We start from the raw sequence: 16,549 nt of genomic DNA, 5'->3' as shown, positions 1-16,549 counted from the left end.
GACAGTAACGAAAACGCCATGAGCGACGACCATTCACAAAGCAATGACAGCCCCAGTCCCAAGAAGGGGTTCTTTACTCTTATCCTTAACCAGCTGTTCCACGGCGAGCCCAAAAACCGTGGCGATCTGGTCGAGCTGATCCGTGATTCCGAACAAAACGACCTGATCGATCCCGATACCCGCGACATGCTGGAAGGCGTGATGGATATCGCCGAACAGCGCGTGCGCGACATCATGATCCCCCGCTCCCAGATGGTGACGCTCAAGCGCAACCAGACGCTGGAAGAGTGCCTGGACGTAATTATCGACTCCGCCCACTCGCGCTTCCCGGTGATCAGCGAAGACAAAGATCACATCGAAGGCATCCTGATGGCCAAGGATCTGCTGCCGTTCATGCGCGCAGACTCCGAGCCGTTCAGCATCGACAAAGTGCTGCGCACCGCGGTGGTGGTGCCGGAAAGCAAGCGCGTCGACCGGATGTTGAAAGAGTTCCGCTCCCAGCGCTACCACATGGCGATTGTCATTGACGAATTCGGCGGCGTGTCCGGCCTGGTCACCATCGAAGACATTCTGGAACTGATCGTCGGCGAGATCGAAGACGAATACGACGACGAAGACGATCTGGATATCCGCCAGCTCAGCCGCCACATGTACACCGTACGCGCGCTGGCACCGATCGAAGACTTCAACGAAGCCTTCGGCACCCATTTCAGCGACGACGAGGTCGATACCATCGGCGGTTTGGTGATGCAAGCCTTCGGCCATCTGCCTGCACGCGGGGAAACCATTGAAATCGAAGGTTACCTATTTAAAGTTGCCATGGCAGACAGTCGACGTATCATCCAGGTTCATGTAAAAATTCCGGACGACTCTCCACCACCGAAACTGGAAGATTAAATCCAACATGGCTAAAGCCTCATTACTTGAACGCCAGTGGGTTCGCGCCCTGCTGGCGCTGTTGTCAGGTGCCGGCGGGACGCTGGCGTTCTCGCCCTACGATTTCTGGCCCGCGGCCATCGTCTCCCTGTTCGGCCTGCTGGCCGTTACCCTCAATCGCACCACCAAACAGTCCGCCCTGCTCGGCTTTGTCTGGGGCTTCGGGTTGTTCGGCAGCGGGATCAACTGGGTGTATGTCAGCATCGCCGATTTCGGCGGCATGCCCTTCGCCGTCAACGTCTTCCTGGTGGCGCTGCTCGCCGCTTACCTGTCGCTGTATACCGGGCTGTTCGCCGGGCTGCTGACCCGCCTGTGGCCGGCGACTCGCTGGTGGCGGCTGGCCATCGCCGCGCCGGCGCTGTGGCAGGTCACGGAATTCCTGCGCGGCTGGGTGCTGACCGGCTTCCCGTGGCTGCAGTTCGGCTATAGCCAGATCAACGGCCCGCTGAAAGGCATCGCGCCGCTGCTGGGCGTCGACGCCATCACCTTTGTGCTGATGGCCATCGCCGGCCTGCTGGTGTACGCCGTCAATCAGCGCCGCCTCTCGGCGGCGTTGATCGCCGCCGCGCTGCTGTTGTTGCCATGGCCGCTGCGCCAGCTGCAGTGGTTTACTCCGCAGACGGATAAAGCGGTGAATGTCGCCATGGTGCAAGGCAACATCGCTCAATCGATGAAATGGGATCCGAAAGCGCTGGTCAGCACGCTGCAAACCTATCTGGACGAAACCCGTCCCTACATGGGTAAGGCACCGATCGTCATCTGGCCGGAATCCGCCATCCCGGATTATGAAGCCAATCAGAACGGTTTCCTGACGATGATGGACGACCTGATGCGGGCGAAGAACAGCAGCCTCATCACCGGCATCGTCGACGTGCGCGCCACGCCGCAGGGCCAGCAAATCTACAACAGCGCCATCGTGCTCGGTGAACCGACGCCGTACAGGTACCCGGCCAACGATCGCTACAACAAGCACCACCTGGTGCCGTTCGGCGAGTTCGTACCGCTGGAGACGCTGCTGCGGCCGCTGGCGCCGTTCTTCGACCTGCCGATGTCCTCCTTCAGCCGCGGCGACTACGTACAACCGCAGCTCAGCGTACGCGGCTACAACCTGACGGCGGCCATTTGCTACGAAATCGTGTTGGGCCAGCAGGTGCGCGATAACTTCCGCCCGGACACCAACTTCCTGCTGACCATCTCCAACGACGCCTGGTTCGGCCACTCCATCGGCCCATGGCAGCACTTCCAGATGGCGCGCATGCGGGCGCTGGAACTGGGCCGGCCGCTGCTGCGCAGCACCAACAACGGCGTCACCGCCGCAGTGGACGCGAACGGCGACGTGATCGCCGAGATCCCGCAGTTCACTCGTCAGGTGCTTGAAGTGAAGGTCACACCGACCACCGGCGTCACGCCTTACGCGCGTTTCGGCGCCGCGCCGCTGTGGGTGATCACCCTGTTGCTGGGCGGTTGGGCGCTGATGTTGGGCCTGCGCCGCAAATAGTCCTGTTCGCCGGGGCGCGCCCGCCGCGCCCCGCGTTTCCGTAAACGTTCCCCCACCTCGGTCAGAAAACGTCGTTAAATCAACGCGGCTGGCACACTCCTTGCTTTATCTAAGGTGACATCGCACGTCGGTTAACTTTTGCTGACGTTTTGTCGCACCCGTGCACATTTTGGAGGCGCCGAACGCACCATGCAGGTGCATCGGGGTTTGGTTGCATTGATTTGGTGCGCGCGGCGTCTCAAAAAATGAAACATTTTAGTTTCAAGATATTCACAATCGGTTATTTTTTAACGGCTATCCGTTCTAAGACTATCTTTATAACCTGAGCAATAAATAGTCGATTTAAACCTGACGCTCTTTAGTCAGAGCCACCACAACAGCAAAGGAGTTGGACCATGCAAATGCGTAAATTGGCGTTATCGTTACTGCTGCTCGGTATGGCAGGTAGCGTAGCGCACGCGGAAGACCTGACCGGTACGCTGAAGAAAATCAAAGACAACGGCGTTATCGTTGTCGGCCACCGCGAATCGTCTGTGCCCTTTTCCTACTACGACAACCAGCAAAAAGTTGTGGGCTACTCTCAGGACTACTCCAACCAAATCGTTGAAGCCGTTAAGAAAAAGCTGAATGCACCGAATCTGCAGGTGAAAATGCTGCCGATTACCTCGCAGAACCGCATCCCGCTGCTGCAAAACGGCACCTATGACTTCGAATGCGGTTCTACCACCAATAACGTAGAGCGCCAGAAACAGGCCGCCTTCTCCGACACCATCTTTGTGGTCGGCACCCGCCTGCTGGTGAAGAAAGGCTCCGACATCAAAGACTTTAAAGACCTGGCCGGCAAACCGGTGGTGGTCACCTCCGGCACCACGTCCGAAGTGTTGCTGAACAAACTGAACGACAGCGACAAAATGAACATGCGCATCATCAGCGCCAAAGACCACGGCGACTCCTTCCGCACCCTGGAAAGCGGCCGCGCGGTGGCCTTCATGATGGATGACGCCCTGCTGGCGGGCGAGCGCGCCAAAGCCAAGAAGCCGGATCAATGGGAAATCATCGGCACGCCGCAGTCGAAAGAAGCCTACGGTTGCATGCTGCGTAAAGACGATCCTGAGTTCAAGAAACTGGTCGATGACACTATCGCCCAGGCGCAAACCTCCGGTGAAGCGGCCAAGTGGTTTGATAAATGGTTCAAGCAGCCTATCCCACCGAAAAACCTCAACATGAACTTCGAGCTGTCGGACGACATGAAGCAACTGTTCAAAGCGCCTAACGACAAAGCGTTGAACTAACTCAATAGAATAAAGCCGGGGCGGCCGCCAAGCCAAACCGGCCCAGTTGATGACTGGGACAGACAGGAATGAGGGGGGCCGTTCCCCTCCCTCATTTTCCCCAAGGCGCGTCACCGATCTCCGCACACAACAAGCCAGCCCGACTGGCCGCACGGCGATCGGCGCCTATCAAGTCATCACTCTTCGGCGCCCTGCGCCCGTTTATCGGAGTTTGTTATGTCAATAGATTGGAACTGGGGTATCTTCCTGCAGCAGGCCCCGTTTGGGAACACCACTTACCTCGGCTGGATCTGGTCCGGCTTTCAGGTCACGGTGGCCCTCTCCGTCTGTGCATGGATTATCGCTTTCTTCGTCGGTTCGCTGTTCGGTATCTTGCGTACCGTGCCCAACCGCTTTCTTTCCACTCTCGGCACCTGTTACGTCGAACTGTTCCGCAACGTGCCGCTGATCGTGCAATTCTTTACCTGGTATCTGGTGATCCCCGAGCTGCTGCCGGCCAATATCGGCACCTGGTTCAAGACCGAGCTGGATCCCAACGTGCAGTTCTTCGTCTCTTCCATGCTCTGTCTGGGGCTGTTTACCGCCGCCCGCGTTTGCGAGCAAGTGCGCGCCGCCATTCAATCCCTGCCGCGCGGCCAGAAAGCCGCCGGGTTGGCGATGGGCCTGACGCTGCCGCAAACCTACCGCTACGTGCTGTTGCCGAACGCCTACCGGGTTATCGTGCCGCCGATGACCTCGGAGATGCTCAACCTGGTCAAAAACTCCGCCATCGCCTCCACCATCGGCCTGGTGGACATGGCCGCACAGGCCGGCAAGCTGTTGGATTACTCCGCACACGCCTATGAATCCTTTACCGCCATTACGCTGGCTTATATCGGCATCAACGCCGTGATCATGCTGTTTATGCGTCTGGTCGAAAAGAAAGTGCAGTTGCCTGGCAACCTGGGGAGTAAATAATGTACGAATTTGACTGGGCGTCGATCGTCCCAAGCTTCCCTTATCTGCTGCAGGGCATGGCGATCACGCTGAAGATCACCATGACCGCCATCGTGGTCGGCATTCTGTGGGGCACCGTGCTGGCGGTGATGCGTCTGTCGCCGTTCAAGCCTATCAGCTGGTTCGCCACCCTGTATGTCAACCTGTTCCGCTCGGTGCCGCTGGTGATGGTGCTGCTGTGGTTCTATCTGGTGGTTCCAAGCTTATTACAACAGGTTCTAGGCCTGTCGCCGAAAACCGATATTCGCCTGATCTCGGCTATGGTAGCCTTTTCCCTGTTTGAAGCGGCCTATTACTCGGAAATCATCCGCGCCGGTATCATCAGCATCTCGCGCGGCCAATCCTCCGCCGCGTTGGCGCTGGGCATGACGCATTGGCAATCCATGCGGTTGGTGATCCTGCCGCAGGCGTTCCGCGCCATGGTGCCACTGCTGCTGACCCAGGGCATCGTCCTGTTCCAGGATACCTCGCTGGTTTACGTACTGAGCCTGGCCGACTTCTTCCGCACCGCATCGACCATCGGCGAACGCGACGGCACCCAGGTTGAAATGATCCTGTTCGCCGGCTTTGTCTATTTTGTTATCAGCCTCGCCGCCTCGGCGCTGGTAAGCTATTTGAAGAAAAGGACTGTTTGATGATATCCCTGAAAAATGTTTCCAAGTGGTACGGTCACTTTCAAGTGTTGACCGATTGCACCACCGAAGTGAAAAAAGGCGAAGTGGTCGTCGTCTGCGGTCCTTCAGGCTCCGGCAAGTCCACCCTGATCAAAACCGTCAACGGCCTGGAGCCGATCCAGCAGGGAAGCATCCTGGTGAACGGCACGCCCGTCAACGACAAGAAAACCAACCTGGCGCAGCTGCGCGCCAAGGTCGGCATGGTGTTCCAACACTTTGAACTGTTCCCGCACCTGTCCATTATCGACAACCTGACGCTGGCGCAGGTAAAAGTGCTCAAGCGCGACAAGACCGCCTCACGCGAGAAGGGCCTGAAGCTGCTGGAACGCGTCGGCCTGTCCGCCCATGCCAACAAGTTCCCCGGTCAGCTCTCCGGCGGCCAGCAACAGCGCGTCGCCATCGCCCGCGCGCTGTGCATGGATCCGATCGCCATGCTGTTCGACGAACCGACCTCGGCGCTCGATCCGGAAATGATCAACGAAGTGCTGGACGTGATGGTCGAGCTGGCGAACGAAGGCATGACCATGATGGTGGTGACCCACGAAATGGGCTTCGCCCGCAAGGTGGCGACCCGCGTGATCTTTATGGACGAAGGCAAAATCGTCGAAGACCGCAACAAAGACGATTTCTTCAACAACCCCGAGTCCGATCGCGCCAAGGACTTCCTCGCCAAGATCCTGCACTAAGTTCTCGCTATGCGCCCCGCCAGGGGCGCATCTTTTCTCCCGGCACGAAAAGCGCTTGTATCTCCTCGTTTTTGATCCGATGCTCGCCGGATAACAAACAGAGGAGAAAGAACATGCCCCGCCCTATTATCATCGATTGCGATCCCGGCCTCGACGACGCCATCGCGCTGGCTATGGCGCTGCGCTCGCCGGAGCTGGACATCAAAGCCATCACCACCTCCGCCGGCAACCAGACGCCGGAAAAAACCCTGCACAACGCGCTGGGTCTGTTGACCCTGATGCAGCGCGAGGACATCCCTGTCGCCGCCGGCGCCGCTCGCCCGCTGATGCGCGAGCTGGTGATCGCCGACTATGTCCACGGCAAAACCGGCATGGGCAACACCCACCTGCCGACGCCGACAATCAAACCCGATCCCCGCGGCGCCGTCGAGCTGATCGCCGACCTGCTGCGCGCCAGCCCGCAGCCAATCACCCTGGTGGTGACCGGCCCGATGACCAACATCGCCCTGCTGTTGGCCCAGCATGCCGAGCTGAAAAGCCGTATCGAGCGCATCGTATTTATGGGCGGCGGCATGAATGCCGGCAATACCACGCCGGTGGCGGAATTCAATATCTTCGTCGATCCCGAAGCCGCCGAGATGGTGTTGAAATCCGGCGTGCCGCTGACCATGGCCGGGCTGAACGTCACCCATCAAGCGCTGGTGCTGCCGCAGGATATCGAGCGCATTCGCCAGATAGACAATCCGGTCGCGCAGGCGGTCGCGGAGATGCTCGATTTTTACCTGCCGCTGTACCTCAGCCATCCGCGCGGCCTGCCCGGCGCTGCGATGCACGATCCCTGCACCATCGCCTGGCTGCTGGCGCCGCAGCTGTTTACCGGCGTTGAACGCTGGGTCGGTGTGGAAACCAAAGGGGAGTACACCGTCGGCATGACGGTGGTGGACTATTTCCAGCAAACCGACAACGCGGCCAACGTGGAAGTGCTGACCGGCATCGATCGCGCAGGCTTTATCGATCTGCTGGCCGAGCGCGTCGCGCGTTATTAATCCTCTCGGGGCGCGCTCGCGCCCTCATTCAACTTTTTTGATTTAACTCAGCGAATTTTTGCGCTATCACTGTTGATGGCTTGCCTCTACCATGCGTTTACACCGATTGACATCGTTACCGATTACACTTCGCCTGGAGATAAGCCAATGAGCCGCGTACTGGTCCTGAAATCAAGTATTCTGGGTGAATATTCCCAGTCTGGAAAATTAGTCGATTTTTTTGTTGAACAATGGCGAGAAGCTCACCCGGAAGACACCTTCACCGTGCGCGACTTGGCTAACCCAACGCTGCCGGAGCTGGATGGCGAAGTGATGGCCGGCTTTACCGCCGGCGACAACCCGCTGACGCCGCATCAGCAAAGCACCCTGGCGCTGTCCGATGAGCTGATTGCCGAGCTGAAGTCGCACGACACGCTGATCATCAGCGCCCCGATGTACAACTTCAACATCCCGACGCAGCTGAAGATCTACTTCGATCTGATCGCCCGCGCCGGTCAGACGTTCCGCTACACCTCCGCCGGCGCCGAAGGGCTGGTGACGGGCAAAAAAGCGATCGTCATCTCCAGCCGCGGCGGCATCCACGCCGACACGCCGACGGATCTGATCACCCCGTACGTGAAACTGTTCCTGGGCTTTATCGGCATCACCGACGTTGAATTCGTGCTGGCGGAAGGCTTCGCCTACGGCCCGGAAGCGGCGGAGAAAGCCGCCCAGGACAGCCGCATCGCGGTCGCGCAGAAAATCCCGGCCGGCGTCGCCGTCCCGGCCAGCGCACCGGCGCCGGCAAACGTCGCCCAAGAAGCCGTCAGCGGCGGTTTCCTGAGCAACCTGCTGAAGAAACTGTTCCGTTAACGGTAAACGTCAGCGTTCCCCGCCGCGGCGGGGGACGTCATCAGGGTTCAAATGGCCGACGCTGGAACTGGTCGTGACCGCATTTCGGGCAAAGCGGCAGCACCTCCGGCGTGTAGAACGCCAGGTGGTAATGGCACTGCTCGCACACCAGATTGCCCAGCCCCACCACTTCACCGCTGTGGTACACGCCGTGGTGGCTGACATCCTTGAACACCTCGCGCCACTCCAACTGGGTTTTATCGGTAATATCCGCCAGTTCCTGCCACAGGCTCTCCTTAATCACCCGCATAAACACGCTGTCGGTAAACTCGTCCCGGCTTTCCTGATAGCTGCGGGCGAACTCTTCCAGATCGCGCCGCACCGCCTGCGTCACCTGCCGCACCTCGTCGCGCGTCAGATCTTCGGCCTCGTTCAACCGCCTCTCCGCGCTGGCCACCAGTTCGTCGATATCGCGTTCGCCGTTTTTCAGACGTTCGGTCAGCGATGCCACCAATTCGCGGTAATACTGAGCAACCTTGTTCATAGACTCTCCTCGATAAACGCTGCGCCGGACTTGGCCATGGGGATACCCTTAAGCTACTTGTTCTTATTTTAGCCGTAAATGACTGATGTCACTTGGCAAGACGCGGGATCCGCAGGTTGTGAGCCGCGTCATGGCGGCGTTTTTTTTAAATGCGCCGAGTCAGGCGCTTGGAGTTGTTGCCGGGAGGTCTTATCAGCTATGCTATGCGGATCTACGAATACTAAATGTTCATTGCGTTGCCTCTGACCGGGGCAACGGTTTACACCTACAGGACCACCGGCCGCCATGCAAGAGCAATACCGTCCAGAAGACATAGAATCGAACGTACAGCTTCACTGGCAAGAGAAGCAGACTTTCAAAGTTACCGAAGACGACAGCAAGGAAAAGTACTACTGCCTATCCATGCTGCCTTACCCGTCCGGCCGACTGCACATGGGCCACGTTCGTAACTACACTATCGGCGACGTGATCTCGCGCTATCAGCGCATGCTGGGCAAAAACGTACTGCAGCCGATCGGCTGGGATGCGTTCGGCCTGCCGGCGGAAGGCGCGGCGGTGAAAAACAACACCGCGCCGGCCCCGTGGACCTACGACAACATCGAATACATGAAGAACCAGCTGAAACTGCTGGGCTTCGGCTACGACTGGGATCGCGAAATCGCCACCTGCCAGCCGGAATACTATCGCTGGGAACAGTGGTTCTTCACCAAGCTGTATGAAAAAGGCCTGGTCTACAAGAAGACCTCGGCGGTGAACTGGTGCCCGCACGATCTGACCGTGCTGGCCAACGAACAGGTTATCGACGGCTGCTGCTGGCGCTGCGACACCAAGGTCGAGCGTAAAGAGATCCCGCAGTGGTTCATCAAAATCACCGCCTACGCCGATCAGCTGCTGAACGATCTGGACACGCTGGAAAGCTGGCCGGAGCAGGTGAAAACCATGCAGCGCAACTGGATTGGCCGTTCCGAAGGCGTGGAAATCACCTTCGACGTGGCTGGCAGCGAAGAGAAGCTGACGGTTTACACCACCCGTCCCGACACCTTCATGGGCGCCACCTACGTGGCGGTCGCCGCGGGCCACCCGCTGGCGCAACAGGGCGCACACAACAACCCGGCGCTGACCGACTTCATCGACGAATGCCGCAACACCAAAGTGGCCGAAGCCGAAATGGCGACGATGGAGAAGAAAGGCATGCCGACTGGCCTGTTCGTTGTCCATCCGCTGAGCGGCGAGAAGCTGCCGGTGTGGGTCGCCAACTTCGTGCTGATGGAATACGGCACCGGCGCCGTGATGGCGGTGCCGGCGCACGACCAGCGCGACTGGGAATTCGCCACCAAATATGATTTGCCGATCAAACCGGTGATCCTGAACCTCGACGGCAGCCAGCCTGACGTGAGCGCCGAAGCGATGACCGACAAAGGCGTGCTGTTCAACTCCGGCGAGTTTGACGGTCTGGACAACGAAGCGGGCTTTAACGCCATCGCCGACAAACTGGTCGCCAAAGGCGTCGGCCAGCGCAAGGTCAATTACCGTCTGCGCGACTGGGGCGTTTCCCGTCAGCGTTACTGGGGCGCGCCAATCCCGATGGTGACCCTGGAAGACGGCACCGTGATGCCGACGCCGGAAGATCAGCTGCCGGTGATCCTGCCGGAAGACGTGGTCATGGACGGCATCACCAGCCCGATCAAGGCCGACCCTGAGTGGGCGAAGACCACCGTCAACGGCCAGCCGGCGCTGCGCGAAACCGACACCTTCGACACCTTTATGGAGTCCTCCTGGTACTACGCGCGCTACACCTGCCCGCAGTATGACCAGGGCATGCTGGATCCGGCCGCCGCTAACTACTGGCTGCCGGTCGATCAATATATCGGCGGCATCGAGCACGCCATCATGCACCTGATGTACTTCCGCTTCTTCCACAAGCTGATGCGCGATGCGGGCCTGGTGGATTCCGATGAGCCGGCCAAGCGCCTGCTGTGTCAGGGCATGGTGCTGGCCGACGCCTTCTACTACACCGGCAACAGCGGCGAGCGCGTCTGGGTATCCCCGGTTGACGCCACCGTCGAGCGCGACGACAAAGGCCGCATCATCAAGGCCACCGATCCGCAAGGCCGTGAACTGGTCTATGCTGGCATGAGCAAAATGTCGAAGTCGAAGAACAACGGCATCGACCCGCAGGAGATGGTGGAAAAATACGGCGCGGACACCGTGCGTCTGTTCATGATGTTCGCTTCACCGGCAGAAATGACGCTGGAGTGGCAGGAATCCGGCGTGGAAGGGGCTAACCGCTTCCTGAAACGCGTATGGAAACTGGCCTACGATCACGTGGAAAAAGGCGCGGTGCAGCCGCTGGACGTGGCGTCGCTGAACGAAGAGCAGAAAGCGCTGCGCCGCGATCTGCACAAAACCATCGCCAAAGTGACCGACGATATCGGCCGCCGCCAGACCTTCAACACCGCGATCGCCGCCGTGATGGAGCTGATGAACAAACTGGCCCGCGCGCCGCAGGAGAGCGAGCAGGATCGCGCGCTGCTGCAGGAAGCGCTGCTGGCCGTCGTTCGCATGCTGTATCCGTTCACCCCGCACGTGTGCTTCGCCCTGTGGCAGGCGCTGGGCGGCGAAGGCGACGTGGATACCGCGCCATGGCCGGTTGCCGACGAGCAGGCGATGGTCGAAGACTCCAAGCTGGTGGTGGTGCAGGTGAACGGCAAGGTTCGCGCTAAAATCACCGTATCTGCCGATGCGACCGAAGAGCAAGTGCGCGCGCGCGCTGCCGAAGAGCATCTGGTGGCTAAATATCTGGACGGCGTCACGATTCGCAAAGTGATCTACGTTCCGGGCAAACTGCTTAACCTGGTTGTGGGTTAACACAAGGAGGAGTTGTGCGACAACGTATTCTGACGCTGTTGCTGGGGTTGGCGGTGCTGGTCACCGCCGGCTGCGGTTTTCACCTGCGTGGCACCACGCAGGTGCCTAATGAAATGAAAACGCTGATCCTGGACAGTTCGGATCCTTATGGGCCATTGACGCGCGCGGTGCGTGAGCAACTGCGTTTGAACGCCGTGACCATCGTCAGCGATCCGAAGCGTAAAGACGTGCCTTCTCTGCGCATCGTCGGCGCGACGGAAAGCCAGGATACCGCCTCGATCTTCCAGGACGGTAAAACCGCCGAGTATCAGCTGGTGCTGACCGTGCAGGCCCAGGTGCTGATCCCGGGGCACGACCTGTATCCGCTGTCGGTGAAAGTGTTCCGTTCGTTCTTCGACAACCCGCTGACCGCGCTGGCCAAAGACTCCGAGCAGGAGATCATTCGCCAGGAAATGCGTGAGCAGGCGGCGCAACAGCTGGTGCGCAAACTGCTGACCGTGCACGCGGCGGAAGAAGAAAACCGGCAAAAAGCCGCTGCCGTCGGCGAACGAGCGGCAAGCCAAACCGCACAATGATCCGCATTTATCCGGAACAACTTGCCGCGCAGCTCCGAGAGGGGCTGCGCGCTTGTTATTTATTGAGCGGCAATGAACCGCTGCTGCTGCAGGAAAGCCAGGATCTGCTCCGGCAGGCCGCGCAACAGCAGCAGTTCAGCGAGCACTACAGCATTTCCCTCGACGCCCATACCGACTGGGACGCCATCTTCGGCATCTGCCAGGCGATGAGCCTGTTCGCCAGCCGCCAGACGCTGCTGCTGATTTTCCCGGAAAACGGCCCGACGGCGCCGATCGGTGAACAGCTGACCAAGCTCGCCACCCTGCTGCACGACGACATCCTGCTGATCCTGCGCGGCCCGCGCCTCACCAAAGCGCAGGAAAACAGCGCCTGGTTCAAGGCGCTCAGCCCGCACGGCGCCCTCGTCAGTTGCCAGACGCCTGAGCAGGCACAGCTGCCGCGCTGGGTCGCCGCGCGCGCCAAGGCGATGAAGCTGGAGTTGGACGACGCCGCCAATCAGCTGTTGTGCTACTGCTACGAAGGCAACCTGCTGGCGCTGTCGCAGGCGCTGGAGCGGCTGTCGCTGCTGCACCCGGACGGCAAGCTCACCCTGCCGCGCGTCGAGCAGGCGGTGAACGACGCCGCCCACTTCACGCCGTTCCACTGGCTGGACGCCTTACTGGCCGGCAAGAGCAAGCGCGCCTGGCATATTTTGCAGCAGCTGCAGCAAGAGGATATCGAGCCGGTGATCCTGTTGCGCACCCTGCAGCGCGAACTGCTGCTGTTGCTGACGCTGCAGCGCCGCATGGCGTCCGCGCCGCTGCGCACGCTGTTCGATCAGCACAAGGTCTGGCAGAACCGCCGCCCGCTGGTCACCCAGGCGCTGCAACGCCTGTCCGGCGCCCAGCTGCAGCAAGCGGTACAGCTGCTGACGCAAATCGAGCTGACCCTCAAGCAGGACTATGGCCAGTCGGTCTGGCCGGAACTGGAAACCCTGTCGATGCTGCTGTGCGGCAAACCCCTGGCCACGAGTTTTACCGATGCCCACTAATCCGGAACACCCCACCGTATTGCACGCGCTGTTTGGCGGCACCTTTGATCCGATCCACTACGGCCATCTGCGGCCGGTGGAGGCGCTGGCCGCCGAAGTGGGCCTGAATCGCGTCACGCTGCTGCCTAACCACGTGCCGCCGCACCGCCCGCAGCCCGAGGCCAACGCACAGCAGCGCTTGAAGATGGTCGAGCTGGCGATCGCCGGCAATCCGCTGTTCGCGGTCGACGATCGCGAACTGCATCGCACCACCCCCTCCTACACCATCGAGACGTTGGAAACGATTCGTAAAGAGCGTGGCGCCGCCCAGCCGCTGGCGTTTATTATTGGCCAGGACTCGCTGCTGACGCTGCATAAATGGCATCGTTGGCAGGCGCTGTTGGACGTCTGCCATCTGCTGGTGTTGGCGCGCCCGGGCTATAACGATCGCATGGACACGCCGGAACTGCAGCAGTGGCTGGAACGTCATCGCACCGCCGACCCGGCGCTGCTCAGCCGCCGCCCGCACGGCCATATCTATCTGGCCGATACGCCGGAGCTGGAAATTTCCGCCACCGAGATCCGCCAGCGCCGCCATCAGGGCCTCAACTGCGACGATCTGCTGCCGCGCCCGGTGCAGCGCTATATCGAGTTGCAGGGTTTATATCGCTAGCGAAAGGTGCGTGATATACTGCGCCGCTATTTTTCAGGTATCCGCTGAAAACCCCGGAAACCTTAGCTGGCCGGGCAGTCACCAGTTAGCTGGCTTTCAGCGGCAGCCTGCCGAAACCTTTATCCGGTTACGCCGCGGCGCGCGCATTTTGCCCGCCGCAGCCGACTGAACAGAACACACCCGAGGGGGAACCTTTGCAAGGTAAAGCGCTCCAAGATTTCGTCATCGATAAAATCGATGACCTCAAAGGCCAAGACATTGTCGCTCTGGACGTACAGGGCAAATCCAGCATCACCGATTGCATGATCATCTGCACCGGCACGTCGACTCGCCACGTGATGTCGATCGCCAGCCACGTGGTGCAGGAATCCCGCGCCGCGGGCATGGAACTGTTTGGCATGAAAGGCCAGGAAGCCTCCGACTGGATCGTGGTCGATCTGGGCGAAGTGATCGTGCACGTGATGCAGGAAGAAAGCCGTCGCCTGTACGAGCTGGAAAAACTCTGGAGCTAAGCGGTGAAACTGCAATTGGTGGCGGTCGGCACCAAAATGCCAGACTGGGTGCAAACCGGCTTTATGGATTACCTGCACCGCTTTCCCAAAGATATGCCGTTTGAGCTGACCGAGATCCCGGCCGGCAAACGCGGCAAAAACGCCGACATCAAACGCATTCTGGACAAGGAAGGCGAACAAATGCTGGCGGCGGTGGGCAAAGGCAACCGCATCGTTACGCTGGATATCCCAGGCACGCCGTGGGAAACGCCGCAGCTGGCGCAGCAGCTTGAGCGCTGGAAGCAGGATGGCCGCAACGTCAGCTTGCTGATCGGCGGCCCGGAAGGGCTGGCGCCCGCCTGCAAAGCCGCTGCCGAGCAGAGTTGGTCGCTTTCTCCGTTGACACTGCCGCATCCTTTGGTGCGCGTCCTGGTGGCCGAAAGCCTCTACCGCGCCTGGAGTATTACTACAAATCATCCTTACCACCGGGAATAGCCGGTGGTGACCGTGACAGAGTGAAATAAAGCAGCGGGATGAAAATAGAACGTAACCCTTTTCGCGACTATACGGCTGAATCCGCCCTGTTTGTACGCCGCGCCCTGGTGGCGTTCTTGGTCATCCTGGTGCTGTCCGGCATCCTGATCGCCAACCTGTATAATCTGCAAGTGGTCCGCGTTGAGGATTACCGCACCCGCTCCAACGAAAACCGCATCAAGCTGGTGCCCATCGCGCCCAGCCGCGGCATTATCTACGATCGCAACGGCACTCCGCTGGCGCTCAACCGCACCATTTATCAGCTGGAACTGATGCCGGAAAAGGTCGACGATCTCAAAGCCACGCTGCAGGCGCTGCGCCCGGTGGTCGACTTGACCGATGACGACATCACCAACTTCGAAAAAGAGCGCAAGCGCTCGCGCCGTTTCGTCTCCATTCCGGTGAAAACCGCGCTGACCGAGGTGCAAGTCGCCCGTTTTGCGGTCAATCAGTTCCGCTTCCCGGGTGTGGAAGTGAAAGGCTACCAGCGCCGCTACTACCCCTACGGCTCCGCCCTCACCCACGTCACCGGCTACGTGTCGAAGATCAACGACCGCGACGTCGAGCGGCTGGACAAAGACGGCAAATTGGCCAACTACGCCGCCACCCACGATATCGGCAAGCTGGGCATCGAACGCTATTACGAAGACACGCTGCACGGCAAAACCGGCTATGAAGAGGTCGAGGTCAACAACCGCGGCCGGGTGATCCGCCAATTGCACGAACAGCCGCCTTCCGCCGGTCAGGACGTCTACCTGACGCTCGATCTTAACCTGCAGCGCTATATCGAACAGCTGTTGGTCGGCAGCCGCGCCGCGGTGGTGGTGAGCGATCCGCGCACCGGCGCCATCCTGGCGATGGTCTCCAACCCGAGCTACGATCCGAACCTGTTCGTCGACGGCATTTCCAGCAAGGACTATCAGGGGTTGCTGAACGATCCGAATCGCCCGCTGATCAACCGCGCCACCCAGGGGGTCTACCCGCCCGCCTCGACGGTGAAGCCTTATATCGCGGTGTCGGCGCTGAGCGCCGGGGTGATCACCAAAAACACCGTGGTGTTCGATCCCGGCTGGTGGCAATTGCCCGGCTCGGAAAAACGCTTTCGCGACTGGAAGAAATGGGGCCACGGCCGCCTGAACGTCACCAAGGCGCTGGAAGAGTCCGCAGATACCTATTTCTACCAGGTCGCTTATGACATGGGGATCGATCGGCTGTCGACCTGGCTGACCAAATTCGGTTACGGCCAGTACACCGGCATCGATCTGTCCGAAGAGCGCTCCGGCCTGATGCCGACGCGCGAATGGAAGCAGAAACGCTATAAAAAACCGTGGTATCAGGGCGACACCATTCCGGTAGGCATCGGCCAGGGTTACTGGACCGCGACGCCGATCCAGATGGCCAAGGCGCTGAACACCCTGATCAATGACGGCACCGTCAAAACGCCGCACCTGCTGCAGAGCACCCGCATCAACGGCGCGCTGGTGCCGTTCAAACAGGAAGAAAACACGCAGATCGGCGATATTCACTCCGGCTTCTGGGAAATTGCCAAAGACGGCATGTACGGTGTGGCCAACCGTCCGAACGGGACGGCGCGCAAATACTTTGCGGACGCACCTTATAAAGCCGCGGCGAAATCGGGTACCGCACAGGTATTCGGCTATGAAACCTACAACGCCCACAAACTGGCGGAGCACCTGCGCGATCACAAACTGATGACCGCCTTCGCACCGTTCAACAACCCGACGGTGTCGGTCGCCATCATTCTGGAAAACGGCGGCTCCGGTCCGGCGGTGGGGACCATCACCCGCCAGATCCTCGACCACATTCTGCTGGGCGACAACAATACGCAATTGCCAAGCGAGGCCCCGCTGCCGCCTGGCGTAGAAGGTGACTAA

General features: G+C 59.9%; 16 protein-coding genes. 15 read left to right on the top strand and 1 reads right to left on the bottom strand.

Annotated elements, in window-relative coordinates; all coding sequences use genetic code 11:
- The first annotated feature begins 18 nt into the window (after positions 1–18).
- The 8 genes from corC (at position 19) to ACSBQS_RS01535 (ending at position 7,980) form a co-directional block, all read left to right on the top strand.
- The gene (gene corC, locus ACSBQS_RS01570) at positions 19–897 is read left to right on the top strand and encodes a CNNM family magnesium/cobalt transport protein CorC (protein ID WP_004939973.1); all 879 of its coding nucleotides are present in this window, start codon (positions 19–21) and stop codon (positions 895–897) included.
- Between the two features lie 7 nt (positions 898–904).
- Entirely contained in the window at positions 905–2,434 is a 1,530-nt protein-coding gene (gene lnt / locus ACSBQS_RS01565) for an apolipoprotein N-acyltransferase (RefSeq protein ID WP_069100248.1), read from the top strand.
- Positions 2,435–2,829: 395 nt separating this feature from the next.
- Positions 2,830–3,726: an amino acid ABC transporter substrate-binding protein gene (locus ACSBQS_RS01560; RefSeq protein ID WP_033642166.1), complete on the top strand. Its 897-nt coding sequence runs from the start codon at positions 2,830–2,832 to the stop codon at positions 3,724–3,726.
- Positions 3,727–3,942: 216 nt separating this feature from the next.
- Positions 3,943–4,683 (top strand): amino acid ABC transporter permease, encoded by a 741-nt coding sequence (locus ACSBQS_RS01555; protein WP_004939979.1) that lies wholly within the window; start codon positions 3,943–3,945, stop codon positions 4,681–4,683.
- Positions 4,683–5,357 carry a glutamate/aspartate ABC transporter permease GltK gene (gltK, locus tag ACSBQS_RS01550; protein WP_434989525.1) on the top strand — a complete coding sequence of 225 codons (675 nt, stop codon included), beginning with the start codon at positions 4,683–4,685 and terminating at the stop codon, positions 5,355–5,357. Before ACSBQS_RS01555 ends, gltK begins: the two co-directional genes overlap by 1 nt.
- Entirely contained in the window at positions 5,357–6,082 is a 726-nt protein-coding gene (locus ACSBQS_RS01545; RefSeq protein ID WP_434989523.1) for an amino acid ABC transporter ATP-binding protein, read from the top strand. Before gltK ends, ACSBQS_RS01545 begins: the two co-directional genes overlap by 1 nt.
- Before the next feature lie 113 nt (positions 6,083–6,195).
- Complete coding sequence (gene rihA, locus ACSBQS_RS01540) at positions 6,196–7,128, top strand: pyrimidine-specific ribonucleoside hydrolase RihA (protein ID WP_434989521.1); 933 nt, start codon at positions 6,196–6,198, stop codon at positions 7,126–7,128.
- Between the two features lie 147 nt (positions 7,129–7,275).
- A complete protein-coding gene (locus tag ACSBQS_RS01535; RefSeq protein WP_033651152.1) occupies positions 7,276–7,980 on the top strand; it encodes an FMN-dependent NADH-azoreductase in 705 nt (234 codons plus the stop codon).
- Between the two features lie 40 nt (positions 7,981–8,020).
- Here the strand turns inward: ACSBQS_RS01535 and ACSBQS_RS01530 are convergent, their stop codons facing one another.
- Entirely contained in the window at positions 8,021–8,503 is a 483-nt protein-coding gene (locus ACSBQS_RS01530; protein WP_025301844.1) for a zinc ribbon-containing protein, read from the bottom strand.
- 285 nt (positions 8,504–8,788) lie between these two features.
- Between ACSBQS_RS01530 and leuS the strand changes: the two genes are divergently transcribed.
- The 7 genes from leuS (at position 8,789) to mrdA (ending at position 16,549) form a co-directional block, all read left to right on the top strand.
- Positions 8,789–11,371, top strand: a complete 2,583-nt coding sequence (gene leuS, locus ACSBQS_RS01525; RefSeq protein WP_046686566.1) for a leucine--tRNA ligase — start codon at positions 8,789–8,791, stop codon at positions 11,369–11,371.
- Positions 11,372–11,385: 14 nt separating this feature from the next.
- The gene (gene lptE, locus ACSBQS_RS01520) at positions 11,386–11,946 is read left to right on the top strand and encodes an LPS assembly lipoprotein LptE (protein WP_033633932.1); all 561 of its coding nucleotides are present in this window, start codon (positions 11,386–11,388) and stop codon (positions 11,944–11,946) included.
- Entirely contained in the window at positions 11,943–12,977 is a 1,035-nt protein-coding gene (gene holA, locus ACSBQS_RS01515; RefSeq protein ID WP_047025710.1) for a DNA polymerase III subunit delta, read from the top strand. The genes lptE and holA overlap by 4 nt, the downstream gene beginning before the upstream one ends.
- Positions 12,967–13,629, top strand: a complete 663-nt coding sequence (gene nadD, locus ACSBQS_RS01510; protein ID WP_015376938.1) for a nicotinate-nucleotide adenylyltransferase — start codon at positions 12,967–12,969, stop codon at positions 13,627–13,629. The genes holA and nadD overlap by 11 nt, the downstream gene beginning before the upstream one ends.
- A 194-nt stretch (positions 13,630–13,823) precedes the next feature.
- Positions 13,824–14,141: a ribosome silencing factor gene (gene rsfS, locus ACSBQS_RS01505; RefSeq protein ID WP_004940001.1), complete on the top strand. Its 318-nt coding sequence runs from the start codon at positions 13,824–13,826 to the stop codon at positions 14,139–14,141.
- Positions 14,142–14,144: 3 nt separating this feature from the next.
- Positions 14,145–14,615, top strand: coding sequence for a 23S rRNA (pseudouridine(1915)-N(3))-methyltransferase RlmH (rlmH, locus tag ACSBQS_RS01500; RefSeq protein ID WP_004940002.1), 471 nt, complete (start codon positions 14,145–14,147; stop codon positions 14,613–14,615).
- A 38-nt stretch (positions 14,616–14,653) separates the two neighbouring features.
- A complete protein-coding gene (gene mrdA / locus ACSBQS_RS01495) occupies positions 14,654–16,549 on the top strand; it encodes a peptidoglycan DD-transpeptidase MrdA (protein WP_033642160.1) in 1,896 nt (631 codons plus the stop codon).

Origin of the sequence: Serratia sp. H402Y (genome assembly GCF_051172415.1) — a bacterium.
In the GTDB taxonomy this organism is placed as follows: domain Bacteria; phylum Pseudomonadota; class Gammaproteobacteria; order Enterobacterales; family Enterobacteriaceae; genus Serratia; species Serratia ureilytica.
This window is presented reverse-complemented; position numbering and strand designations above follow the sequence as displayed.